The organism is Alkalilimnicola ehrlichii (assembly GCF_003399765.1).
In the GTDB taxonomy this organism is placed as follows: domain Bacteria; phylum Pseudomonadota; class Gammaproteobacteria; order Nitrococcales; family AK92; genus AK92.
Genome location: NZ_NFZV01000001.1, coordinates 120,777 through 143,450, shown reverse-complemented (window position 1 = coordinate 143,450; position 22,674 = coordinate 120,777). Strand labels below are relative to the sequence as shown.

Sequence of the window (22,674 nt, the reverse complement as noted above, 5' to 3'; positions counted from 1 at the left end):
CCCGTTAAAAACGATGCTGCGGCTCGTCCTCGACGATGGTCAGCTCTTCCGTTGCCGCCTCCAAACGCTCCTGCGCATCGTCTGCCGACAACTTGGCCATCAAACGCACCTCGTTCGTGGAGTCGGCATACCGTAAGGCGTCTTCATAAGTAATCTGGCCGCTCTTGTATAATTCGAACAGGTGTTGATCGAAGGTCTGCATACCCTGTTCGCGCGAGCGTTTCATAATATCTTTTAGCTCATGGACTTCGCCGGCACGGATTTTGTCCGCCACCAGAGGCGTACCACGTAAGACTTCCACGGCCGGCACGCGCCCCTTACCGTCGGGCGTGGGAATCAGCTGCTGAGCAATCACGCCCTTAAGATTGAGCGACAAGTCCATAAACAACTGATTATGCCGCTCGGCCGGGAAGAAGTTGATAATACGATCCATTGCCTGATTAGCGTTGTTCGCGTGCAAGGTTGCCAAACAGAGGTGACCTGTTTCGGCAAAGGCAATCGCATAATCCATCGTCTCGCGCGTCCGGATCTCGCCGATCAGAATGACATCGGGCGCCTGTCGCAGCGTATTGCGCAATGCCACCTCAAACGACTCGGTATCGATACCGACCTCCCGCTGCGTAACGATACAGCCGGCATGCTGGTGGATAAACTCGATCGGGTCTTCGATGGTAATGATATGGCCGCTGCTATTGCGATTGCGGTAACCGATCATCGACGCCAGGGAGGTCGACTTACCGGTACCTGTCGCGCCGACGAACAGCACCAAACCGCGTTGGATCATCGCCAAGTCTCTAATAATTGGCGGCAAACGTAACTCTTCGATGCTGGGAATGTAGGTCTCGATCCGGCGCAAAACCATGCCTACCTGATTTCGCTGATAAAAGGCACTCACCCGGAAACGTCCCAAGCCTGTTACGCTGATCGCGAAATTGCACTCGTGCTCACGCTCGAATTCATCGCGCTGCTGAGGCGTCATAATCGACAAAACAATCTGCCGAGACTGCTCCGGCGTTAATTTGTTTTTGGTTACCGGCGCCAGCCGGCCTGCCACTTTCATGCTCGGCGGCATACCTGCCGTGATAAAAATATCCGACCCTTTTTTCTTTACCATCAAGTCGAGCAGGGCGTTAAAATCCATCTTTATACTTCCCCGGAACGGTTATCGTTTTTCGGAAGCCGGCGCTGAGCAGTGCGCGCTTGGCGGCACACAGCGGGGCGAGGAAACCAGTCGGTGTTTCCTTAAACGAACAAGTCTTTGTTGACTGCTTTAACACGCGCGTCCTGTTTGCTGATCACCCCTTTACGCAGCAAGTCCTGCATACACTGATCCAGCGTTTGCATACCTACCGATTGCCCGGTTTGGATGGCCGAATACATTTGCGCCACCTTGTCTTCCCGAATCAAGTTACGAATCGCCGGCGTGCCGATCATGATCTCGTGCGCCGCGATACGTCCGCCGCCTATCTTCTTCATCAACGTCTGCGAGATGACCGCCCGCAACGATTCCGACAGCATCGAACGCACCATGTCTTTCTCGGCAGCAGGGAAAACGTCGATGATGCGGTCGATCGTTTTTGCTGCGGAGCTGGTATGGAGGGTAGCGAAAACCAGGTGCCCCGTTTCCGCAGCGGTTAACGCGAGACGAATGGTCTCGATATCGCGCATCTCGCCGACCAGAATGATATCCGGGTCTTCGCGCAGCGCCGAACGCAGCGCCTCGTTAAAGCCCAGAGTATCGCGATGAACTTCGCGCTGGTTTACAAGGCATTTCTTGCTTTCGTGAACAAACTCGATCGGGTCTTCCACCGTGAGGATGTGGTCATGACAGGTTTCGTTCTTGTAATCGATCATGGCGGCAAGCGTTGTCGACTTACCCGACCCTGTCGGCCCTGTGACCAAGACAATCCCACGCGGATTATCGGCGATATCTTTAAATACCGCCGGTGTACCCAATTGCTCTAGCGACAGCACATTGGAAGGAATCGTCCGGAAAACGGCGCCGGCACCGCGATTATGATTGAAAGCATTCACGCGAAACCGCGCCAGCCCCTTGATTTCGAAAGAGAAGTCCGTTTCCAGGAATTCTTCGAAATCCCGGCGTTGTTTATCGTTCATGATATCGTATATCAGATCGTGAACCTGCTTGTGCTCCATCGGCGGCAGGTTTATTCGACGCACGTCGCCGTCCACCCGTATCATAGGCGGTAAGCCTGCGGAAAGATGAAGGTCAGAGGCGTTATTTTTAACGCCAAAGGCAAGCAGATCGGCAATATCCATGAAGCCCCCCTGGCTTTATGCGTTTTATCGTTGTTCCGGGATAGCCGGTAAAGTTGGCAAACTATCGCGAACCTAGGGCGGCGTCCAGCGCCCGGCGGCCCCGCTAGCCTTACCGGCATCGACAAGCCCTTAGTTATAGCAGCTCTAAAGTACCAAACAGTATGACCGACATCAGCTCTCGGCTCACTCATGTACAAGAACGTATCCGCCGAGCGGAACAAGAGGCAGGGCGCCCCGCCGAATCGGTGCGCCTACTGGCCGTTAGCAAAACGCAGCCGGCCTCGGCCATCCGCAGCGCGTACGCCAACGGTCAACGCGCATTCGGCGAAAACTATCTGCAAGAAGCCCTTGAGAAGATCGAGCAACTTTCGGATCTTAACCTGGAGTGGCATTTTATCGGGCCGATCCAGAGTAATAAAACGAAGGCTATCGCACAGCATTTCGACTGGGTACACAGCGTCGACCGCGAGCGTATTGTGAGCCGTTTAGGAGAACAACGGCCGGCGGAGTTACCTCCGCTAAACATCTGTCTTCAGGTTAATATAGATGCCGAAGCAAGCAAAGCCGGCGTCGCGCCGTCGCAACTGCCAGCGCTGGCCGCCGCCGTTGCCAAACAAACGAATCTAAAGCTCCGTGGCTTAATGGCCATACCGGCACCCAAAAGCGACTTTAACGCGCAACGGGAGAGTTTTCGGCGACTGGCGCAGCTTGCCGAGTCGTTAAAAGACGAGGGGCATCTCGTGGATACGCTCTCGATGGGCATGTCGGACGACTTGGAAGCGGCAATCGATGCCGGTTCGACGCTGGTTAGGATCGGGAGCGCCCTGTTCGGCCCTCGCCAGCAAAAGTAATTTACCAGGAGGACTCTGATGACAGCAGCACGGATCGTCTTCATAGGCGGCGGCAATATGGCGCGCAGCTTGGTCGGCGGCCTTATCGCCGACGCTTACCCGGCTGACGCCATTCACGTCACCGACCCGGACAAACAACGCCTATCGCAGCTCGGCGCCGACTTCGGAGTCCACGTCGGCGACGATAATATCGCTGCCGCCAAGCAGGCCGATGCCATCGTACTTGCGGTCAAACCGCAAATGCTACGACAAGTAGCCGAAGCACTGGCACCCTGCGTGCAGGCCCGCAAACCCTTGGTAATTTCAATTGCGGCCGGCGTGCGGGAAAGCGACCTGAGCCGGTGGTTAGGCGCAGGAGTGCCTGTTGTGCGCACGATGCCCAACACGCCGGCGCTCGTCCAAACGGGAGCGACCGCACTGTATGCCAACCGGCATGTCAGCGACGACCAGCGAGATTTGGCAGAATCGCTTTTGCGGGCGGCAGGACTCACCCAGTGGCTCGACGACGAGCAATTGATGGATGCCGTGACGGCCATTTCCGGCAGTGGGCCTGCTTATTTCTTCTTGCTCATTGAAATGTTAGAGCAAGCCGGCGAAAAACTAGGACTACCGGCTGAGACCGCACGCCTGTTAACCTTGCAGACAGCGCTGGGCGCGGCCAAGATGGCGCTGGAAAGCGAAGAGGATGCGGCCGTCCTGCGGCAACGCGTAACATCGCCGGGCGGCACGACCGAGCGCGCCATTAGCACTCTGGAGCAAGGCGATATCCGGACACTGATCGACGACGCCGTACGCGCCGCTGCGCAACGCGCAGCGGAACTCGGAAAGATTCTGGGAGAACAGTAAATGGGTGGTCAGTATTTTACCAACCCGATCGAATTCCTTATCGGCACTCTGTTCGGCCTGTATACCCTGGCTATTATGCTGCGGTTTCTATTGCAATGGGTCCGGGCAGATTTCTACAACCCGATATCGCAATTTCTGGTTAAGATAACCCAGCCCGTGCTACGCCCGGCGCGACGGGTGATCCCCGGCTGGGGCGGGATAGACTTTGCGGCGATCTTGATCATGATCGTCCTGCAATTCGTCTCTTTTCTACTCATTAATGCATTACGCGGCGGCCCGATGCTCCTCGCGCCGTTGTTCGTACTGTCGATTTACGAACTGATATCGCTATTCCTATACGTCTATCTGTTCGCTATTCTGATCCAGGTTGTCATTAGCTGGATCAACCCCGGCAGTTATAATCCGGCGCTGCCCTTGCTCTACAGCCTAACCGAGCCGGTATTAGGTCGCATACGGCGGCTTTTACCGCCGATGTCCGGGCTAGACCTCTCGCCGATGGTTGCATTGATCGGTATTTACTTACTGCGAATGCTGATATTACCCCCGATCCAACACTTAGCATTCGCGATACAATAACGGATAAGGATGCTCGCAAGCGAAGCGACTCGCAAAACCAAGGCTGCTTCGCTTGCGATGCCAGTACAGGGACATTAGACTGCCCTCCACCTACATCAGGGGCCACCAATAGAACGATGTCGAAGACGCTGCCGGCCGATTCCGTCGGTCTCGTCACACCGCAGACCCATCATTTCGACACGCCGCTACCGCTCGACTGCGGACGCGAGCTGTCGAGTTATGATTTGGTTTACGAAACCTACGGCGAACTGAACGCAGACCGCAGCAACGCGATCCTGCTCTGTCACGCGCTCTCAGGCAGCCACCATGCGGCCGGTTATCACTCGGAAGACGAGCGCAAGCCCGGTTGGTGGGAAGCCTGCGTCGGCCCTGGAAAGCCGATCGACACCAATCGCTTTTTCGTGGTGTGTAGTAACAATTTGGGGGGCTGTCACGGCTCCACCGGCCCGAGCAGCATTCATCCGACACGGGGCGAACCCTACGGCTCCGATTTCCCGCTCGTAACGGTAGGCGACTGGGTGCGCAGCCAAGCACAATTGGCGGATGTGCTCGGCATCGAAACCTGGGCCGCGGTGGTCGGCGGTAGCTTGGGCGGCATGCAAGCCTTACAGTGGTCGATCGACTACCCCGAGCGCTTGCGACATGCCGTATTAATTGCCGCCGCACCGAAACTCTCCGCGCAGAACATCGCCTTCAACGAAGTGGCCAGACAAGCCATACTATCGGACGCGCAATTTCACGGCGGTCGTTACTATGAGCAGAATAAACAGCCCGAACACGGCTTAGCGCTTGCTCGGATGCTAGGCCACATCACCTACCTATCCGACGATGCGATGCGCGCCAAGTTCGGCCGCGAAATGCGCAAAGGCGACGGCAAATTGAAGTTCAGCTTCGATGTCGAGTTCGAAGTGGAAAGCTACCTACGCTACCAAGGCCGTAGCTTTGTCGATCGCTTCGATGCCAATACCTATCTGCTGATGACCAAGGCGCTGGATTATTTCGATCCCGCAGCCACTCACGACCACGATCTATCGGCGGCCCTTGCGCACGTCACCGCGCGTTATCTTGTTCTCTCCTTCAGCAGCGACTGGCGCTTTCCGCCGTCACGCTCCCGCGAGATCGTACGCGCCCTGCTAGATGGCGATAAAAGCGTCAGCTACAGCGAGATCGAAGCCTCGCAGGGGCACGATGCGTTCCTCATGCCGATTCCCCATTACCAAGCGGTGCTCGGCTCCTACCTGGCGAACGTGGCACGGGAGGTAGGCGTCTGATGGCGATGCGACCGGACCTGGAAATTATCAGTCGGTGGATTGCGCCTCGCTCGCGGGTATTGGATCTTGGCTGTGGCGACGGCACCTTACTGCGACACCTGCAGGAGACTCGCGAAGTTAGCGGTTACGGGTTGGAAATCGATCCCGACAATATCGTTAGCTGCGTCAAAAACCGGGTTAATGTCATTCAAACCAATCTTGACCGCGGCCTGTCGGATTTCGACGAAGACTCTTTCGATTACGTCGTTATGAGTCAGACGCTGCAAGCGGTCAACTATCCCGACCGGTTGCTCGACGAGATGCTCAGGGTCGGCCGCGAGGGCATCGTCACCTTTCCCAACTTTGCCCACTGGAGGCTTCGTTTTCACCTTACGGTGAAAGGCCGCATGCCCATGAGCGGCGCCCTTCCGCACAGCTGGTACAATACGCCGAATATTCATCTGTGCACAATTCGAGACTTCGAAGCACTTTGCGAGAGTAAGGGAATCCGCATTTTGCAGCGCATGGTGTTAGACCATACTCACCGCCGCCGCTGGCCGAGCCGGCTACTGCCGAACTTGATGGGCGAGATTGCCATGTACCGGTTCCGACGGCGTTAGGAGATATACCCTTATGAAAACCTTGCTAGCGAGCTGCTTGGCGCTTCTCATACTGCTATCGGCGCCCGCCCACGCGCAAAACACGCAGAGTTTCGGCGACTATCAGGTCTACTACAACGCCTTTCCAAGCGGAATACTCCAACCGGAAATGGCGCAAAATTATGGGGTCTTCCGCAGCCGCACGCGGGGCGTGCTGATGATCTCCGTACACGAAGACAATAAACCGATAACGGCCCGTATTCGTATCGATGCAAGCGACGCAGGCGGCGGCGATGTGCCTGTAGAGCTGCGCCGCTTGCGAAGCGGCAATACCTATTCGTATTTAGGCACCTTCCCGATCGAAAACGAAAAGCGGGTGCGATTCCGCCTGGAGATCATCCCCGAGGGGAGTTCGGACATTCTTCACGTCGCATTCAGCCGAACCTTCCATGTCGATTGATCAGTTAAGGGGCTTGCGGGTTATATAAGTACCCTTGCGAAAATCGCTGAAAAACTCCCCCATATGCGGATGCGTAACCGGCCTCCCCGAGTCGTCGCCCTCCAGCTGACCCTCGGCGACAAAGGTTGCGTAATCCTCGCCGTCCACTAGCACATAATAGCGCGGCAAATCCTGACTCAGGCCGGCGCTATCCATCATGTCGTACCACTCCGGGCTGGCCTCGAACTGCGGATCGACGTTGGCGACCACGCCTCGGTAGCCAAAATCCCGGTGGCGAATGACTTGGCCGACATGGAAACGTGCTGTAGTCGTTCTCATCTTTTCGACCCTCCTCCTCATCCGGGTCGAATATCCCGGATTATGGTGACTGCCAGAATGTAAGCAAAATGAAAGGGCAGTTATCTTGGATAGCTGGAGACGACCACACATCATGACAAGCTGGTTAGGTACGCACCCGGCCGTTTTAAGGAACGGCCGGCTGGTCTCCCATGGCGGAGGTAGCAGGTTTCGTCGCAGCGGTGGTCAGACTAATATCGTTCAACTCCAACCACACCAAGGCGGTCAGACGCCATACCTGGCCGCCCAGCAGGTAAGGGTGTAACGTTTGGCGCGTGGGGAACACCGCGCCGGAAAACGTTTCGTGCCCTTCCCAGAGCTGGGCTAACCCCATCCAACCGCCATATAAGGACGACCGATAATCGAGGCGATGAACCAGCCCCGCCGCGTCCGTATACAGGGTTTGTTCTCGCGACAGAACGGGCATCGTTTCCGGATAACGCGCAAGCAGTCGGTACCAACGACTACCGTAAGCATATTGCGGGGGCAACCGCTCAGTGTGCAATTCCGAACGCAGCAACAACGCTGGCAAACTCAACGTTTGCCAAAGCAAGTGACTGGCGTAATACAGGACATCCAACTCATCCCAGGCGAACCAGTTTCGAAACGAGCGGGAAGAAGGAGCGGAATTGTCGCGCGCTTGCACCGTTTTGCCCGCTTCGTCTTCTATCCAAACCCGCTCCGAGGAAAAATAACCCACCGTACCGGCGCGCGGATAGCCGTTAAAACTCAGCGCCGGCTCCGCTACAGCGACAGTCACTTCAACGTCGCGCAGGGGATTAGGATGCAAATGCGAGGCGAACTCCCACCCCCCATAGTCACACAAGCCATCACGGCGGACACGTCGGCCCAGCGCGATTGCCCGCCATGGGCGCGGACAATTCTTTGTAGCGGATGATTCGCCATGCCGTGCAGTACCTCCCTGTCACTACCCGAGCCGCGAGAAAAGAAAACTGTTAGATCCGAGCCCTTACTACGGACGATGCGCGCGCGCCAAATACTCCTTAGACTGCATCTCTTCGATCCGACTGACTGTCCGCTCGAAGGCAAACGCCAGCCGGCGCCCCTGATAAAGCTCTGCCGGCGGCACGGCAGCCGTCATCAGCAACTTCACGTTACGATCGTAGAACTCGTCGATCAAGCTGATAAAACGCCGCGCCTGATCGTCTCGTTCATACGTAAAAGCCGGAATATCCGACAATAACACCGTATGAAACAAGCGTGCGAGTTCGATATAGTCGCTCTGACTCCGCGGGCCATCGCATAACTCGCTGAAATCGAACCAAGCGACGCCATCGCTCACACGCCGGCTACGAATAGGCCTGCCTTCGATGTCGAGCGCCACGGCAGCTTCTCCCTTCGCACCGGCTATCTGCAGGAAGTCCTCCTCCAGCAAAGCTTCGGCCTTCGCATCATGGGGCGAGTGAAAAATCTCGGCTCGTTCCAGAAAGCGTAGCCTATAGTCGGTGCCGCCATCGACATTCACAACCTTCGTGTGCTGCTTAATCAGCGAGATCGCAGGTAGAAAACGCTCCCGTTGCAAACCGTCGCGATACAATCCGTCCGGCTCGATGTTCGAAGTAGCAACCAAGGTTACGCCCCGCTCGAACAAAGCCTCGAACAAACCACCCAATATCATGGCGTCGGCGATATCGGAAACGAAGAACTCGTCAAAACACAGAACGCGAGCCTGCTCGGCAAACCGCTGTGCGACCACCCGCAACGGGTTCTGCTGGTCTTTCAGTTGTTTTAGCTGAGCATGTACTTCACGCATAAAGCGGTGAAAGTGTAGCCGGCGCTTTTCCTCGAACGGTAACGCTTCGAAGAAGGTATCCACCAGGTAGGTCTTACCGCGTCCGACACCGCCCCAGAAATATAAGCCGCGCACAGGTTCAACGGTCTTCCTGCCGATTTTAGCGACCAAGCGGTCCCAGGCACGCGGGGCAGGCTTAACCAATAATGCTTCATACAAAGCCTGCAATTCCCCGACGGCCATTTCCTGCGCCGGATCGTAGATAAACTCAGGGCGCTGTAAATCCGCTCGATAACGGTCTAAGGGAGTCTTTAGCGTCATTCTTCACTACCGCAAGCATAGGCGTGCCGCATTATCGCAGCCACCGTGCTCCGACAAAAGCCCACCCGTGAGTCGCAACACCTTAACAACGCTTACTCAAAAGCAATGTCTGCACTTTGTCCTACCGGCCGCAGCTCAAGAACACAGGGGGCTCATTACTCGCGTAGCAGGCGATAACCGCTGCGGGTAATTAACACCGCGTGCGGACTGCCGAGATAAAGCAGGCCCCGCTCTCGCAACCGGCCTAAAGCATCGGCATCCCGCACCGGGTCGAGATAAAAATAATGCTCATCTTCAATCAACTCGGGCAAACGCCGTTTGAACGCGCGAAAGGCGCTCCCCTTTGGCGCCTCGTTCAACAGATCAAGTTGCTTAAAGCTCATGACTTCGCAGCCACGGTAGACGAAAGGCTCAAGCAACGGCTTCATAGCAGAACCTATAGGATTTCGACACAGCGCCCTATACTGTACCCCTGGCAAAGGCTAACGATAAGGAGCCCTAATGGAGTTTTGGCAGGATTACGGCCTGTTTTTGATGAAAACCGTCACGCTGTCGGCGGCCTTTGTTGTCTTGGCATTGTTTCTAACCGCGCTGAGTGTGCGCGGTCGCGAACGAAGCCGGGAGCGACTGGAAGTGCGCCGTCTCAACGATCGCTACCACAACATGGAAATGGCGATTCAGCAGGAACTCCTCGGCGGCAAGAAGCTAAGACAATTCGCCAAGCTACGTGCCAAACAGCATAAGGAAGAGCAAGCCAAGGACGCGAAGCGGCGTATTTTTGTCCTTAATTTCGTTGGCGATATTCGTGCCAGCCAGGTAGAAAACCTACGCCAGGAGGTGAGCGCGCTCCTGACGCTTGCCGGCAAGGACGACGAAGTGGTGGTACGCGTAGAAACCGGCGGCGGGGTCATGCACGGGTATGGTTTGGCGGCTTCGCAACTAGTTCGGATACGCGAGCGCGGTATTCCTCTAACCGTTACCGTGGACAAGGTGGCTGCCAGCGGCGGTTACATGCTTGCCTGCGTTGCCGACCGCATTCTGGCCGCACCGTTCGCCATCGTCGGCTCTATCGGCGTTATCGGTCAAGTACCGAACTTTCATCGCCTACTGCAACGACACGATGTCGACTTCGAACAACACACGGCAGGTCAGTACAAGCGTACGCTGACGATGTTCGGCGAGAATACCGACGAACGCCGGGCCAAATTTGTCGAAGAACTCGAAGATGCCCATACCCTATTCAAAGACTTTATTCGCCAGCACCGGCCACAGCTGGAGCTAGACAAAGTCGCTACGGGCGAACACTGGTTCGGCGAACGCGCATTGTCGCTCGGCCTTGTCGACGAACTCAAAACCAGCGACGACTACCTACTGGCCGCAAGCAAAGACGCAACACTGCTAGAACTAAGCTTTAAGCATAAAGAAAAGCTAGGCAAACGACTGTCGATCGCGTTCGAGTCGGCTATTGCCAAGCTCATGCAACGCTAAACCACTCGTGCGACGCCGGGGATCAGCCGATGACAAGATGCTGAAAACAATCTTTCAGCATCTTGCTACTCCCTCAGTCTGATTTGCGGCGGAGCAGAAAGTGGTATTCGCCGTCTTGCTCCGAATGCTCGACCAAATCGTTGCCGGTCTTTTCGCAAAAGGCCATAAAATCGATGACGGAATGCGGATCGGTTGCCCGCACACGTAGTAATTCGCCGGGTTCCATCACGACCAGTTGTTTTTTGGTCTTTAGGATCGGCAAAGGACAGTTCAGGCCACGAACGTCAAGATCGGCATCGAAAGCATTGCTCATAGCATCACCAAGGTTAAGGTGCGACAGACGCCGTATTGTTTGGAGACAGGTCGTCCGGGTCAAGCCTAACAGGGTATTCGGTATATTTTCTGCGGTGACTAAAGCGCGAACACACAAAAGCAGGCGAACCAAGCAAGCATCGCGGGCTCTCGTTGTTTAATTCGTTAGCGATCGGGCAGCGACAACTGTATAGCGAATTTTGGCGGCGAATGCGGGTACAATAGCTGCCGAATCCTGCGTGCACTGGAGTTACCGAAGGCTCCTTGACCCTGCCGCGGGCGGCGCAGTACGCATAGAGATAACTTTTACAGTTTGGAGGGCTACCCCATGAGTGACCTCACCCCCGGCACGAAGAGCGAACACGATCCTCGCTCCGTCAGCGACGAGGAGCTGCGAGAAGAATACAGCCGCGAAGAAGTCCAGAAGTGGCGCGACGACGCCCAGTCGCAGCACGAACGGTGGCTAGATGTGATGAACAACGAATACGGTAAAAAGTAGTAGCGAAGGAGGCTCTAGACGGAAGGCCGACCAAGGGAACTTCTTCCGGCTGCCCAGAGTCTTTTTCCTCGTATCGGGGGCTGCGTCGTCTACCGGCGCGCAAACCTCTTACTCAAGTGACCATCGCAGGCCTGCGCTACTGCCGGCCCGCAACTCCAGGAGTTATTCGATGAAACGTTTACTCTCTCGCGGCGCGGCGCTAACGACCGCTGCGATCATTCTCGCTGGCTGTACAACGCTGGACCCCTACACTCGCGAAGAACGAACCAGCCGTGCGACAACCGGCGCGACGATCGGCGCCATCGCCGGCGCGGCAATCGGTATAGCAACCGGAGACGATGCTTCGGATCGCCGCCGGCGCGCGCTTATTGGCGCTGGCATAGGCGGACTTTCCGGCGGCGGCGTTGGCTACTACATGGACCAGCAGGAAAACGAACTGCGTCGACAGCTGGAAGACAGCGGCGTCAGCGTCACCCGACACGGCGACAACATCACCCTGAACATGCCGGGCAACATCACCTTCGGTTTTGACGAAGCGTCGATTCAACCCAGCTTTACCGAGGTTCTGGATTCCGTCGCCCTCGTTCTCCAACGGTATGAGAAAACGATCATCGAAGTCGCCGGCCATACCGACAGCACAGGCAGCGCGGCCTATAACCAAGGCCTGTCCGAGCGCCGTGCCAACGCCGTCGCCAACCACCTGGCGAATCAGGGCGTCGATACCCGGCGTATCATCAGCCGCGGCTACGGGCAAAATCATCCCATCGCCAACAACAATACGGAACAGGGACGGGCTCAGAACCGTCGCGTAGAGTTGACGCTGGTGCCGCTGACCGAAAACTAAAACGATAAAGCCGCCGGGGGCTGCTCCCTCCGGCCGGCTTTTTTTGGTTCATCGCGGTTTGGTGGGGTGATTGTTTTGTTGGGGTTAGTTTCTGTTGGCGGTGGTTAAGGGTGGTGCGCTGCGCGCGATTGATTTAGAAGGCAGGGTTCCGCCCCCGCACGGCAGCGTCTGGGGCCTGCGCTTAGTCGCTATTGCCTGTAGTGATGCTTAACGCCCTGTTTCGCCCTCCTGGGCGAGTTCCTTTTGGCTCAGACCCTCCCTGGTCTTCGGCCTTCGGCTCGCTTAGCGCACCTCATTCGCTCCCGGCGAATGAGTCTTTGCGTCGCCAAAGAAAAGGAACCAAAAGAAAGGCGACACGGAGGCGCTGCCCCGCTAACGCGGGGTGCCCTGCGATGCTCGGCAGCGCCAACGGGCAAGAGCAAGACCCTTCGATCCACGTCTTCCCAAAGGAGTAAGACGGAGCCGGTTAACAGGGTGCGGTTGTTTGGAAGCGCAAAGAACTGAGAACGAAGTGCTCTTACTTCGCCCTTTGGCTCGCCGAGCATCGCAGGGACCCCGCCGCAGGCGGGGCGAGACAGTGGGCTGCCCTTCTTTTGGTTTCTTTTCTTGGGCAAGCAAGAAAAGGAACCCGCCGTGCGGGGGCGGAACCCCGCCTTCCAAACCAATCGCGCGAAGCGCACAACCTCTAACCACCAACACCAGAACCATCTCACAAAAGCCCGATGGCCCTTTTACGCTGACCCGTTAAGCGGTTACGCCAGTACGCCTCACCCCACTAACGCGTTATAAGCGAGCGGCAAATACCTATCTAATAGCAGCGCCGCGAAAATTCCCATCAAATACGTAATCGAGAAGCGGAACGCTTGCATAGGCAGGGCAGGGTCGTCCGATACCTTAAGCTGTATCGCATAATAAATGTACAAGGCACCGAACAGCATGGCTCCCGCCAGATAAATCAGCCCGCTCATCCCCGTCAGATAAGGCAACAGCGTCACTAAAAAGAGTAGGACGGTGTAGAGCAGAATCTGTAACCGCGTGAAGCGATCGCCATGGGTCACCGGCAACATCGGGATATCGACTTTGGCATATTCTTCCCGACGGTGAATGGCCAATGCCCAAAATGCGGCGGCGTCCATACGAAGATGATCAGGAACAGCAGTAAGGAGTACTCGTTGATCGCCCCTTCCATGGCCGTCCAACCCAGCACCGGCGGCGCGGCACCCGCCGCCCCGCCGATTACGATGTTCTGAGGGGTCGCCCGTTTTAGGTATAAGGTGTAAATAAACGCATAGCCGATAAGCGACAAGAACGTCAGCAAAGCGGTTAGCGGATTTACCCAAAAGAACAGGACGGCGAGCCCCGCAACTCCCAAAATAATCGCGAACGCAACCGCCTCAACGGTACGGATGTTACCGGTCGGCAGCGGACGCGCCCGAGTCCGTGCCATTTGCGCATCGACCTGACGATCCACCAGGTGATTAATCGCCGCCGCCGAACCGGCGCTTAATGCGATACCGATGCACGCTAATAGCATCGGCTGCCAATGAATATACTGCGGATCGACGAGCAACATACCCACCACTGCGGTAAATACCATCAGCGCAACCACACCGGGCTTACACAACTCCAGGTAATCTCGCCAATGGCGTAATACGTGAGGCACAGTCATTATGTGTGATAAGCCCTTACTGATCATCGTCTCGGCCCCTTTCAGGCGCTCGCCGGATCAAGTTTACGATGCCGCAATGTAAATAACAGCGTCACCATAGTCACCAACAGCAGGAGACCGAATGCATTGTGCGCGACCGCAATAGACAGCGGGAGGCTCAGTAGAACATTGCTGATACCAAGGGCAAATTGAATAAGAATCAAACCGCCAAGCACCCAACCGATGTTGCGTAAAACGCGGTCTCTGACCTTGGTCAGCAAATAAGCCACCAGCCCCAGCACCGCGAGCAAGGTCACCACCGCACCGATACGGTGGGTTAACTGGATTGCTACGCGCGCCGGATTGTCGAGAATCCCGAATTCATAGTCAACGCCCAAGCCACGCCATAGAACGAATGCTTCCCCAAAGTCAGCCCGCGGCCACCACTGCCCATGACAGGTTGGGAAATCGGTACAAGCCAGCGCCGCATAGTTCGCGCTCGTCCAACCGCCCAGCGCTATTTGAACTACCACAACCGCCGTTACCGCCACGGCCACGGCACGTAACCGCCTGTGGATACGCTCGCCGGTATCGCGGAACCACCCGTTCTCTCGCATAGCAAGCCACCAGAGCAGCGAAATCGTAGCTGCGCCGCCTAACAGGTGACCCATGACGACAACGGGTTTTAATTGCCACGTCACCGTCCAGGCGCCCAAGATGGCCTGGAATATTACTAACCCGGAAAGAAAGACCGGCAACCCCACACCTTGGCCGGTTTCGCGACGATCCTTCAAGGCGCCGATAGACAACGCAAAGATCATCAAACCGAGAATGCCGGCGAGATAACGGTGAACCATCTCCTTCCAGCCTTTGGCGATTTCCACCGGACGCTCGGGGAAGGCTTCGTTAGCAAGCGTTATCGCCATTTCACTCTGCGGGACCACTAAACGGCCATAGCAACCGGGCCAATCGGGGCAACCTAATCCGGCGTCGGTTAAACGCACGAAGGCACCGACGACGGACACACAAAATGCAAAGATGGCTGCTATCAGAGCAAGACGCGCAAACCAGGGTTTCGCCATTTTCTTCAATCCTCGACCTTCGCTTGGTGCCGCTCAAGTTCGCGCCGAGAAGCTCGCATCAACCGCTCAAGGTCTTTAAGCAAGCCGCGCGCTTCCAACGGAAGAGCGTATTGCATGATAGTTAAGCCGGCGGGATCGACAAGTACCAGGGTACCTGCCGGATCGATCGCCAAAGTATCGAAAAAACCGATTGGCGCCGTTACTTGTACTAACCGCTCGTCAGCCTCCAACGAAGCCGGGAATTCAGCGGTATCGGGGACAATAAGGAGTCGACGCGCGCGATCTTGATTCTGATTCAACGCAACATGCACCCGCGCCGTTTCATCCAACAGCGCTAAACACGCTTCGCTGCAGCCACTAGGATACAAATGAACGATCGTCCAACGCCCTCGCACTTGGTCGACTGCCAAAGGCTCCCCGTGGTGCTGTAACGATTCTGTCGCCAGCGGCACCGGCGGTTCGATAAACTCGCCGTGATTGACGGTGACATCGGGACGCCAACCAATAGCGAGCAACACCCACGCCAAAATAACCGGTCCGAAAAACAACACCGCCAGGGACACTAACTTAATACGGTTACGACGTAGCGTCGCTTTATCCACTTCCACGTCAGTCTTCTCGCTCACGTTTAAAATTGACCGTGAGGTATATCACCATCAACGTGCCCGCCAATGCGAACCACTGCACGGCATACCCAACATGTTTTTCGGGCGGCATCGAGGCTGTGATTTCCTCCGGCTCCGCCTCCGAGGGCCGCAACATATACGGCATGAGAGGATACGGCAGGCGCTCTTGCATATACTCGAAATCGATATACAAGATCCGCTCGGGCCACCCCTCGCCGTCGCCAGGTACTCCCATCCGCATTCCCACCGACGGGCCACGGTCGATTCGACCGAGCAAGGTCTGGACTTCGGAGCCGTCAACAGCCACATCCGGTAAACGGCTGCGATCAAAATCGGCCGGCACCCAACCCCGGTCGACCAAAATCGCCCGCTCGCTATTCTCGAGCAACAAAGGTGTAAAGATGCGATATCCGGCACGGCCATGCCTAATTTGATTGTCCAGAATAAAGTGCCGATCGGGGTCGAACCGTCCGGTAGCCTCCGCTTGTCGCTGCTGGCTTTCCGCATAAAGCGGCTGGACATGATTCAGATTGACGACGGGGGCGGAACGACCTTGTTCCCGCGCCGTTTCCCAGTCTCGCTTCTGCTCGGCGCGGTCCAACTGCCAGAACCCCAGCGACAACAAGATGGGAAAGACCACCAAGGTCGCCAGGGTGGGAATCAAACTGGGGCGGAATGAATAGGCGCCGATGCGCATAGACTCTATTACTCTCCAGCCGCTGTCGTAGCAGCCTGTGCCATCGCTTATACTGTTCGGCCTAACAATACTCGTACGGAGGTATTGATGACCCTAATCATCAAGAGCGCCGTTGTCGTCGCTCTGATTATAATCCTTGCAAGCCTCGCGTCCGCCTTGCTTTATCTTTTCAAGGACGACGCCTCTTCGAAACGTACGGTAAAAGCATTAACGGTGCGCATCGGCCTCTCAATGGCGTTATTTCTCGCCATCGTAGCTGGCGTGCTAACGGGCGTGATTACACCCAACCAACCGTTTTAAACCTAAACATTGAAACAGTGCCGGCTGGATTCCGCTAACCGCCGCCAGCCTACCGGAAGGAAATCGCAGGAGGGGAGCCGCCACAACGAATACGGCGGCTCCCCAAGGCTGTAGCGGTTTACAGAATGTAAACGAACACAAACAGGATCAGCCAGACCACATCCACGAAGTGCCAATACCAAGCGGCAGCTTCGAATCCGAAATGATTCTCCGGCGTGAAGTGCCCCTTAATGCAGCGCGCGAGAATGACCAACAAGGTGACCGCACCCACTAACACGTGGAAGCCGTGGAACCCGGTCAGCATAAAGAAAGTGGAGCCGTAAATCCCGGTATCCATTCGCAGGTTCAGATCTTGATACGCATGAACGTACTCATACATCTGCAAACCGAGGAAGATGAAACCGAGCGCAACGGTGGCCGCCAAGCCCCAAATAAGCTTGCCGCGGTGATTCTCTTTTAGTGCGTGATGCGCAATCGTCAGCGTAACGCCGGACGTCAACAGAATCAGGGTGTTTATGGTCGGCAACGCCCAAGCGCCCATCGGCTCGAACTCTAGATCGAGGAAACCCGGCCCCGCCGTCGGCCAGCTAAGCACCACCGTATCCCAGATATGGACACTGGTCGCGGGATCGGCGCCACCAAGCCATGGCACCGAGAACACACGGGCATAGAACAAGGCGCCGAAGAAAGCGGCGAAGAACATGACTTCGGAGAAAATGAACCAAATCATGCCCCAACGGAAAGAGCGATCCATCTGTTCGCTATAGAGCCCGGAGACGCTCTCGTTCACGACAGCGCCGAACCAGCCCCACATCATCCCCAAGACGACGAGGATGCCAAGTATCAGAGCCGGCCCCCCCAGCCAAGCCCTTGCAGGTAGCCGGAAGCACCCACCGCAATAAGCGTCAAACCAATGGTTCCGATAATTGGGAGTACAGTACGGTGCGGTACGTAATAGGCCGCTTGTGCGTGAGCCATTCTCCAATCCCCTTATGCCGATTTGGGCAATCGTTCTCTGCCTGAGCTGTTCAGGCCGTTTTAGTTCGCTAGTTCGTGAAAAGTGTACGCCAGCGTGACGCGGTTTACATTAGCCGGCAGGTTCGGACTAACGAAAAAGGTGACCGGCATATCCCGCCCCTCTCCGGCATCGAACTCTTGCCGAGTAAAGCAAAAACAATCGGGCTTCCCGAAGTAACGCGCCGCGTTTCCCGGTGCAACGCTGTAGCTTGCCTGAGCCGCCGCTGCGTCCCCGGCCGGGTTACGGGCGTAGTAACTGGTGGTATAAATCTCGCCCGGATGGACCTCCATCGTCCGAACCGTCGGGCGAAACTCCCAGTTGGCCCCGCCACCCACATTAGCCAAAAACTCGACGGTTACCGTCCGGCTCTTATCGACCTCCGGCATGGGCTCGTTAACGATGCGGTTGGACACGAACCCATTGAGACCGGTGACCTCGCAGATAACTTGGTACAAAGGTACCAATGCGAACCCGAAGGCGAACATCCCGAATGCAACCGCCAACAGTTTTCCGACAGTACGGCCGTGCCGCTTGGGCTGCTCACGATTCTCCGACATATCACACCCGTATCAAGCCTAGGATGACACTGACATAAAACCCGAGAGCGACCAGCGCCAGAATTGCGACAGTCCATCGAATCCGGCGCCGGCGCGCTGCTTCGGTCCGTTGTTTATCGTCTTGCATGGCGTACGAGCCCGCGGGTTACCGCGGGCTGCCCTCCAGACCCGCACTCGATTCGATCTTTGGCGGCGTCGTGAAGCTGTGATACGGCGGCGGCGAGCTCAAGGTCCACTCGAGGCCACGCGCACCTTCCCAGACCTGGTCGGTTGCTTTTTCACCGCCGCGGATGCACTTAATCACCACCCAGACGAAGATCAACTGACTCAATCCGAAGGCGAAGCCGCCGATGGAGGAGATCATGTTGAACTCGGTGAACTGAACCGCATAGTCCGGGATACGACGCGGCATACCGGCCAAGCCGAGGAAGTGCTGCGGGAAGAACAGCACATTCACGGTAATGACCGATAGCCAGAAGTGCCATTTACCCAAACGTTCGTCGTACATGTGGCCGGTCCACTTCGGCAGCCAGTAGTAAGCCGCGGCGAACAAGGAGAACACCGCCCCGGTCACCAGGACATAGTGGAAGTGGGCAACGACGAAGTAGGTATCGTGATACTGATAGTCGGCCGGAGCAATCGCCAACATAATGCCGGACAAACCGCCGATGGTGAACAGAATCACGAACCCGATGGCGAATAACATCGGCGTTTCGAAAGTCATGGCGCCGCGCCACATCGTCGCAATCCAGTTAAAGACCTTCACCCCGGTTGGGACTGCGATCAGCATGGTGGCATACATAAAGAACAACTCGCCCGCCAACGGCATGCCGACCGTGAACATGTGGTGCGCCCACACGATGAAGGACAAGAAGGCGATCGAAGCAACGGCATAGACCATGGAGCTGTAGCCAAACAGCGGTTTACGAGCGAACGTCGGAATGATCGCCGAGACAATGCCGAAGGCCGGCAGAATCATGATGTAAACCTCGGGGTGGCCGAAGAACCAGAAAATATGCTGGTACATAACCGGGTCGCCACCACCGGCGGCGCTAAAGAAGCTGGTGCCGAAGTACTGGTCGGTCAGCAACATGGTGATCGCGCCTGCCAGTACCGGCATAACCGCGATGATCAAATAAGCCGTAATCAACCACGTCCAAACGAACAGCGGCATTTTCATCAGGGTCATACCCGGTGCGCGCATGTTCAGAATGGTAGCGACGACGTTGATCGCACCCATGATCGAGGAAATACCCAGCAGGTGAATCGCGAAGATCGCGAACGGGAAAGCCATCCCGTGCTGGAGCATCAGCGGCGGATACATGGTCCAGCCACCTGCCAGAGCGCCCCCAGGCATTAAAAAGGTCGCGAGCATGATGGCGAAGGCGAACGGAAGAATCCAGAAGCTCCAGTTATTCATCCGCGGTAACGCCATGTCCGGCGCACCGATCTGGATCGGAATCATCCAGTTCGCGAGACCGACGAAGGCCGGCATAACGGCGCCGAAAATCATAACCAGCGCGTGCATGGTCGTCATCTGGTTGAAGAAGTACGGATCAACCAGTTGCATGCCGGGCTGAAACAGCTCGGCGCGAATTACCATTGCCATCGCACCGCCGACAAAAAACATCAGCAGCGCAAACAGCAGGTATAAAGTACCAATGTCCTTATGGTTCGTCGTGAACAGCCACCGGTCGAGGAAACTGCTCGGCGGTCCGGCATGATGTTCGTCGTGTGTTGCTGCAGTCATCTCTGGCTTTCCTCCCAAGGAACCCTTTAGCGGGCCGCCTGCACGTCGGCGGGCTGCACCACGTCACCCGTCTCGTTGCCGAAGGCATTGCGAATGTATGTCACAACCGAAGCCACATCGGCGTCATCGAGCACCCCACCAAGAGGTGGCATCGCCCCCTGGCCGTTTAGAACGATGTCGATAACATCCTCGGCCGGGCCAACGACAAAATCACTGCCGGCCAGCGTCGGGAACATCGGCGGATTGCCCCGACCGTCGGCTTGATGACAGGCGGCACATTGAGCACCGTAGACGTCTTCGCCACGCTGCATGAGGTCGTCCATGTCCATATCGGCGGCGACAGCTTCTTCGACAGGCGCTTCTTCCGCGGCCACCTCCGGAACACCGTTCGCTTCCGCACGCTGCTCGGCAATCCAGGCTTCATAGTCTTCTTGCGATTTTGCGATCACGACAATCGGCATAAACGCGTGATCGCGACCGCACAGCTCGGCACACTGGCCGCGATAAATACCCGGCTCTTGGATTTCCGCCCAAGCTTCGTTAATGAAGCCTGGAATGGCATCCCGCTTCCAACCCAGGTCTGGCACCCAGAAAGAGTGAATCACGTCGTTAGCGGTCAGCAGGAACCGAATCTTCTGGTTCACCGGCACGACCAACGGCTTATCGACATTCAGCAGGTAGTTCTCGACCTCGCGCGGATCGAGCCCGGAACGAAGCTGACGAACTCGGTCGCTCTCCCGGTCAAGGCGACTGAAGAACTGGATATCTTCGTCGATGTACTCGTATTCCCACATCCACTGGTAGCCAGTCACTTTAATGGTGACGTCGGCATCCCCAGTATCGTGCATAGCCACGAGCACCCGCGTAGCCGGAATGGCCATCGCGATCAGAATCAACATGGGCACGACGGTCCATGCAATTTCAACGGCGGTGCTGTGGTGGAATTGCGCGGCGGTAACGCCGCGGGACTTGCGATGGTGAATCACGGACCAAAGAATAAGTCCGAAGACTACCGTACCAATCACAACGCAGATCCAGAGGACCAGCATGTGCAAGTCATAGACGGATTGACTGAGCGAGGTAACGCCCCGAGTCAAATTCATCCCCCAGCTTGCGGCAGCAGGCCCCGCTGCCAATAGCAGGCCAAGCCCCAAGCCAAGCCTAGCACCCAGTCTTTTTGTAACCTTCATCCCATGCTGCTCCCAGTGTGAGAATTCACAGGCCGGCGCTCACACACCGCGTCCCGGTGCCGCCATCGGTCCGATAAAACGTTTCAGCTCGCGAGCCAGCGCGACTCGCTCGTTTTCCTGCAGGAACCCCCCAATATCGACCTCTTGACCTCGCGATCGAAGAGATAAACGGCTCGGGTACCAAGGATGACCGGAAGGTTCGAGGTGAACTTCCGTCCAAACCCGCTGGAATAGCCACTGCTGTTCCGGCCGTTTTCGCCCTTTCTGTACTTTCACTTCGGATGTCCCTATCCAGATCACCTCGCGCTGGGCAGCCCTAAGCGCGGATGCGTGAAGCGCCCAGTACAAAACCATGACCTCGACACCGGCAAAGGGCAGAATCAGCCAATAACCGGCTAAAGCCAGACTTACCGCAACGCCAAGGCAGGTCAGGGCGATCAATGCAAAAACCATCATGGTTGCCCGCCATTGTGCCCCGGAACCCGGTTGAAGTACGAAACAGCGTTCACACTGCTCATCATCATGCTCAATGGCCACCATGGCGGATCCCTTTTCTGTTGCGCTACCGTCTTCAAGCACCCAGAAGGCGGAAGACACGCGCAGAGGAAGGCCCTGGGCTGCGGTGCATTCTAGAGCAGTTCAAGCACCCAAAAACCATATGGTTTTAGAGGTTATTGACAATTAGCAACAAAAGTCCACGCGATGCAAAAATTGACCCAGGTCAATCGCACCCGCCGTAACGTCGACAGGAGGGATAGTTGATGAGGCACAATGCCTAATAAGGGGGCGGGAAGGCGTTGGCGCAAGGTATCCACCTGTGCGTCAAGGTAAGGATCATCAGCAGCAACCAGATTGGCCACCCATCCAAGCAATGGGCGGCCGTCTGCAAGAATTGCCTCGGCGGTTAAGGCAGCATGGTTGATGCAACCCAAGCGGACACCGACCACCAGCAGCACCGGCAATTGCAGCGCAGCGGCCAAATCGCTCATCTCCCGCGCTTGCCCGAGCGGCACACGCCAACCGCCGGCACCTTCGACCAAGGTATAGTCGGCTTCCGCGGCCAAGCGTTGATAACCCGCCTGCAAACGCGGAAAGTCGAACACCACGCCAGCCTCGACAGCCGCCAAGTGGGGAGCAATGGCCGGCTCCAAGGCATAAGGATTAACCTGCTCATAGGGAATTGCGCGGCCGACGACCTCGCGAATCGCTTCGGCATCCTCGTTACGCAAACCGGCTTCGGTCCGCCGACAACCGGAGGCAATCGGTTTCATACCGGCCACGGCGAACCCTTCGCCTTGCAGGCGATGCAGTACGCCGCAGGTAACGACGGTTTTGCCGATTTCGGTATCGGTTCCGGTTACAAAAATGCCCCGGTTTAGCATAAAGAGCTT

General features: G+C 56.6%; 27 protein-coding genes and 1 pseudogene. 10 read left to right on the top strand and 18 right to left on the bottom strand.

The window, feature by feature from the left end:
- Positions 1 to 4: 4 nt before the first annotated feature.
- Both CAI21_RS00680 and CAI21_RS00675 read right to left on the bottom strand, forming a co-directional pair.
- Positions 5 to 1,141 carry a PilT/PilU family type 4a pilus ATPase gene (locus CAI21_RS00680; RefSeq protein WP_116300519.1) on the bottom strand — a complete coding sequence of 379 codons (1,137 nt, stop codon included), beginning with the start codon at positions 1,139 to 1,141 and terminating at the stop codon, positions 5 to 7.
- A 101-nt stretch (positions 1,142 to 1,242) separates the two neighbouring features.
- Entirely contained in the window at positions 1,243 to 2,280 is a 1,038-nt protein-coding gene (locus tag CAI21_RS00675) for a type IV pilus twitching motility protein PilT (protein WP_116300518.1), read from the bottom strand.
- A 161-nt stretch (positions 2,281 to 2,441) separates the two neighbouring features.
- On the opposite strand from CAI21_RS00675, the gene CAI21_RS00670 reads away from it, so the two are divergent.
- The 6 genes from CAI21_RS00670 to CAI21_RS00645 all read left to right on the top strand — a co-directional run bounded on the left by CAI21_RS00670 (position 2,442) and on the right by CAI21_RS00645 (position 6,862).
- Positions 2,442 to 3,131 carry a YggS family pyridoxal phosphate-dependent enzyme gene (locus CAI21_RS00670; protein ID WP_116300517.1) on the top strand — a complete coding sequence of 230 codons (690 nt, stop codon included), beginning with the start codon at positions 2,442 to 2,444 and terminating at the stop codon, positions 3,129 to 3,131.
- 18 nt (positions 3,132 to 3,149) lie between these two features.
- Positions 3,150 to 3,977 carry a pyrroline-5-carboxylate reductase gene (gene proC / locus CAI21_RS00665; RefSeq protein WP_116300516.1) on the top strand — a complete coding sequence of 276 codons (828 nt, stop codon included), beginning with the start codon at positions 3,150 to 3,152 and terminating at the stop codon, positions 3,975 to 3,977.
- Positions 3,978 to 4,553 (top strand): YggT family protein, encoded by a 576-nt coding sequence (locus CAI21_RS00660; RefSeq protein WP_116300515.1) that lies wholly within the window; start codon positions 3,978 to 3,980, stop codon positions 4,551 to 4,553.
- A gap of 116 nt (positions 4,554 to 4,669) precedes the next feature.
- Positions 4,670 to 5,824, top strand: a complete 1,155-nt coding sequence (gene metX / locus CAI21_RS00655; protein WP_116300514.1) for a homoserine O-succinyltransferase MetX — start codon at positions 4,670 to 4,672, stop codon at positions 5,822 to 5,824.
- Positions 5,824 to 6,423 carry a methionine biosynthesis protein MetW gene (gene metW, locus CAI21_RS00650; RefSeq protein ID WP_472973963.1) on the top strand — a complete coding sequence of 200 codons (600 nt, stop codon included), beginning with the start codon at positions 5,824 to 5,826 and terminating at the stop codon, positions 6,421 to 6,423. The genes metX and metW overlap by 1 nt, the downstream gene beginning before the upstream one ends.
- Before the next feature lie 13 nt (positions 6,424 to 6,436).
- Complete coding sequence (locus tag CAI21_RS00645) at positions 6,437 to 6,862, top strand: DUF4426 domain-containing protein (protein WP_116300513.1); 426 nt, start codon at positions 6,437 to 6,439, stop codon at positions 6,860 to 6,862.
- On the opposite strand, the gene hspQ is transcribed toward CAI21_RS00645, so the two are convergent.
- The 4 genes from hspQ to CAI21_RS00625 all read right to left on the bottom strand — a co-directional run bounded on the left by hspQ (position 6,863) and on the right by CAI21_RS00625 (position 9,700).
- Positions 6,863 to 7,180, bottom strand: coding sequence for a heat shock protein HspQ (hspQ, locus tag CAI21_RS00640; protein ID WP_181919201.1), 318 nt, complete (start codon positions 7,178 to 7,180; stop codon positions 6,863 to 6,865).
- Between the two features lie 145 nt (positions 7,181 to 7,325).
- Entirely contained in the window at positions 7,326 to 7,988 is a 663-nt protein-coding gene (locus tag CAI21_RS00635; RefSeq protein WP_116300511.1) for a hypothetical protein, read from the bottom strand.
- Between the two features lie 183 nt (positions 7,989 to 8,171).
- Positions 8,172 to 9,272: a cell division protein ZapE gene (gene zapE, locus CAI21_RS00630; protein WP_116300510.1), complete on the bottom strand. Its 1,101-nt coding sequence runs from the start codon at positions 9,270 to 9,272 to the stop codon at positions 8,172 to 8,174.
- Positions 9,273 to 9,427: 155 nt separating this feature from the next.
- Positions 9,428 to 9,700 (bottom strand): ORF6N domain-containing protein, encoded by a 273-nt coding sequence (locus tag CAI21_RS00625; protein WP_116300509.1) that lies wholly within the window; start codon positions 9,698 to 9,700, stop codon positions 9,428 to 9,430.
- A 73-nt stretch (positions 9,701 to 9,773) separates the two neighbouring features.
- Between CAI21_RS00625 and sohB the strand changes: the two genes are divergently transcribed.
- A complete protein-coding gene (sohB, locus tag CAI21_RS00620) occupies positions 9,774 to 10,760 on the top strand; it encodes a protease SohB (RefSeq protein ID WP_116300508.1) in 987 nt (328 codons plus the stop codon).
- 73 nt (positions 10,761 to 10,833) lie between these two features.
- Here the strand turns inward: sohB and CAI21_RS00615 are convergent, their stop codons facing one another.
- Entirely contained in the window at positions 10,834 to 11,073 is a 240-nt protein-coding gene (locus CAI21_RS00615; RefSeq protein WP_116300507.1) for a sulfurtransferase TusA family protein, read from the bottom strand.
- 327 nt (positions 11,074 to 11,400) lie between these two features.
- Here CAI21_RS00615 and CAI21_RS23035 point away from each other — a divergent pair, with 327 nt between their 5' ends.
- Both CAI21_RS23035 and CAI21_RS00610 read left to right on the top strand, forming a co-directional pair.
- On the top strand, positions 11,401 to 11,571 hold the full coding sequence (locus tag CAI21_RS23035) for a hypothetical protein (protein ID WP_181919200.1): 171 nt from the start codon (positions 11,401 to 11,403) through the stop codon (positions 11,569 to 11,571).
- Between the two features lie 169 nt (positions 11,572 to 11,740).
- A complete protein-coding gene (locus CAI21_RS00610) occupies positions 11,741 to 12,415 on the top strand; it encodes a YiaD family glycine zipper/OmpA-like lipoprotein (RefSeq protein WP_116300506.1) in 675 nt (224 codons plus the stop codon).
- A gap of 767 nt (positions 12,416 to 13,182) precedes the next feature.
- Here the strand turns inward: CAI21_RS00610 and cyoE are convergent.
- From cyoE to CAI21_RS00590, 4 genes and pseudogenes are all read right to left on the bottom strand, one after another.
- Positions 13,183 to 14,111: pseudogene (gene cyoE, locus CAI21_RS00605) on the bottom strand (heme o synthase).
- A 14-nt stretch (positions 14,112 to 14,125) separates the two neighbouring features.
- Positions 14,126 to 15,145: a COX15/CtaA family protein gene (locus CAI21_RS00600; RefSeq protein ID WP_116300505.1), complete on the bottom strand. Its 1,020-nt coding sequence runs from the start codon at positions 15,143 to 15,145 to the stop codon at positions 14,126 to 14,128.
- A 5-nt stretch (positions 15,146 to 15,150) separates the two neighbouring features.
- Complete coding sequence (locus tag CAI21_RS00595; protein WP_147305009.1) at positions 15,151 to 15,771, bottom strand: hypothetical protein; 621 nt, start codon at positions 15,769 to 15,771, stop codon at positions 15,151 to 15,153.
- On the bottom strand, positions 15,755 to 16,468 hold the full coding sequence (locus CAI21_RS00590) for an SURF1 family protein (RefSeq protein WP_116300503.1): 714 nt from the start codon (positions 16,466 to 16,468) through the stop codon (positions 15,755 to 15,757). Before CAI21_RS00590 ends, CAI21_RS00595 begins: the two co-directional genes overlap by 17 nt.
- Before the next feature lie 87 nt (positions 16,469 to 16,555).
- Here CAI21_RS00590 and CAI21_RS00585 point away from each other — a divergent pair, with 87 nt between their 5' ends.
- Complete coding sequence (locus CAI21_RS00585; RefSeq protein ID WP_116300502.1) at positions 16,556 to 16,768, top strand: twin transmembrane helix small protein; 213 nt, start codon at positions 16,556 to 16,558, stop codon at positions 16,766 to 16,768.
- Positions 16,769 to 16,886: 118 nt separating this feature from the next.
- Here the strand turns inward: CAI21_RS00585 and CAI21_RS00580 are convergent, their stop codons facing one another.
- From CAI21_RS00580 to bioD, 7 genes are all read right to left on the bottom strand, one after another.
- Positions 16,887 to 17,558, bottom strand: coding sequence for a cytochrome c oxidase subunit 3 (locus CAI21_RS00580; protein WP_309544616.1), 672 nt, complete (start codon positions 17,556 to 17,558; stop codon positions 16,887 to 16,889).
- Between the two features lie 53 nt (positions 17,559 to 17,611).
- Entirely contained in the window at positions 17,612 to 17,746 is a 135-nt protein-coding gene (locus tag CAI21_RS25425) for a hypothetical protein (RefSeq protein WP_309544617.1), read from the bottom strand.
- A gap of 60 nt (positions 17,747 to 17,806) precedes the next feature.
- Positions 17,807 to 18,343, bottom strand: coding sequence for a cytochrome c oxidase assembly protein (locus CAI21_RS00575; RefSeq protein ID WP_116300501.1), 537 nt, complete (start codon positions 18,341 to 18,343; stop codon positions 17,807 to 17,809).
- A 145-nt stretch (positions 18,344 to 18,488) separates the two neighbouring features.
- The gene (gene ctaD / locus CAI21_RS00570) at positions 18,489 to 20,093 is read right to left on the bottom strand and encodes a cytochrome c oxidase subunit I (protein WP_116300500.1); all 1,605 of its coding nucleotides are present in this window, start codon (positions 20,091 to 20,093) and stop codon (positions 18,489 to 18,491) included.
- Between the two features lie 26 nt (positions 20,094 to 20,119).
- Entirely contained in the window at positions 20,120 to 21,283 is a 1,164-nt protein-coding gene (coxB, locus tag CAI21_RS00565; RefSeq protein ID WP_116300499.1) for a cytochrome c oxidase subunit II, read from the bottom strand.
- 39 nt (positions 21,284 to 21,322) lie between these two features.
- On the bottom strand, positions 21,323 to 21,823 hold the full coding sequence (locus CAI21_RS00560; RefSeq protein ID WP_116300498.1) for a DUF2244 domain-containing protein: 501 nt from the start codon (positions 21,821 to 21,823) through the stop codon (positions 21,323 to 21,325).
- A 131-nt stretch (positions 21,824 to 21,954) separates the two neighbouring features.
- The gene (gene bioD, locus CAI21_RS00555) at positions 21,955 to 22,665 is read right to left on the bottom strand and encodes a dethiobiotin synthase (protein WP_116300497.1); all 711 of its coding nucleotides are present in this window, start codon (positions 22,663 to 22,665) and stop codon (positions 21,955 to 21,957) included.
- Positions 22,666 to 22,674: the final 9 nt, after the last annotated feature.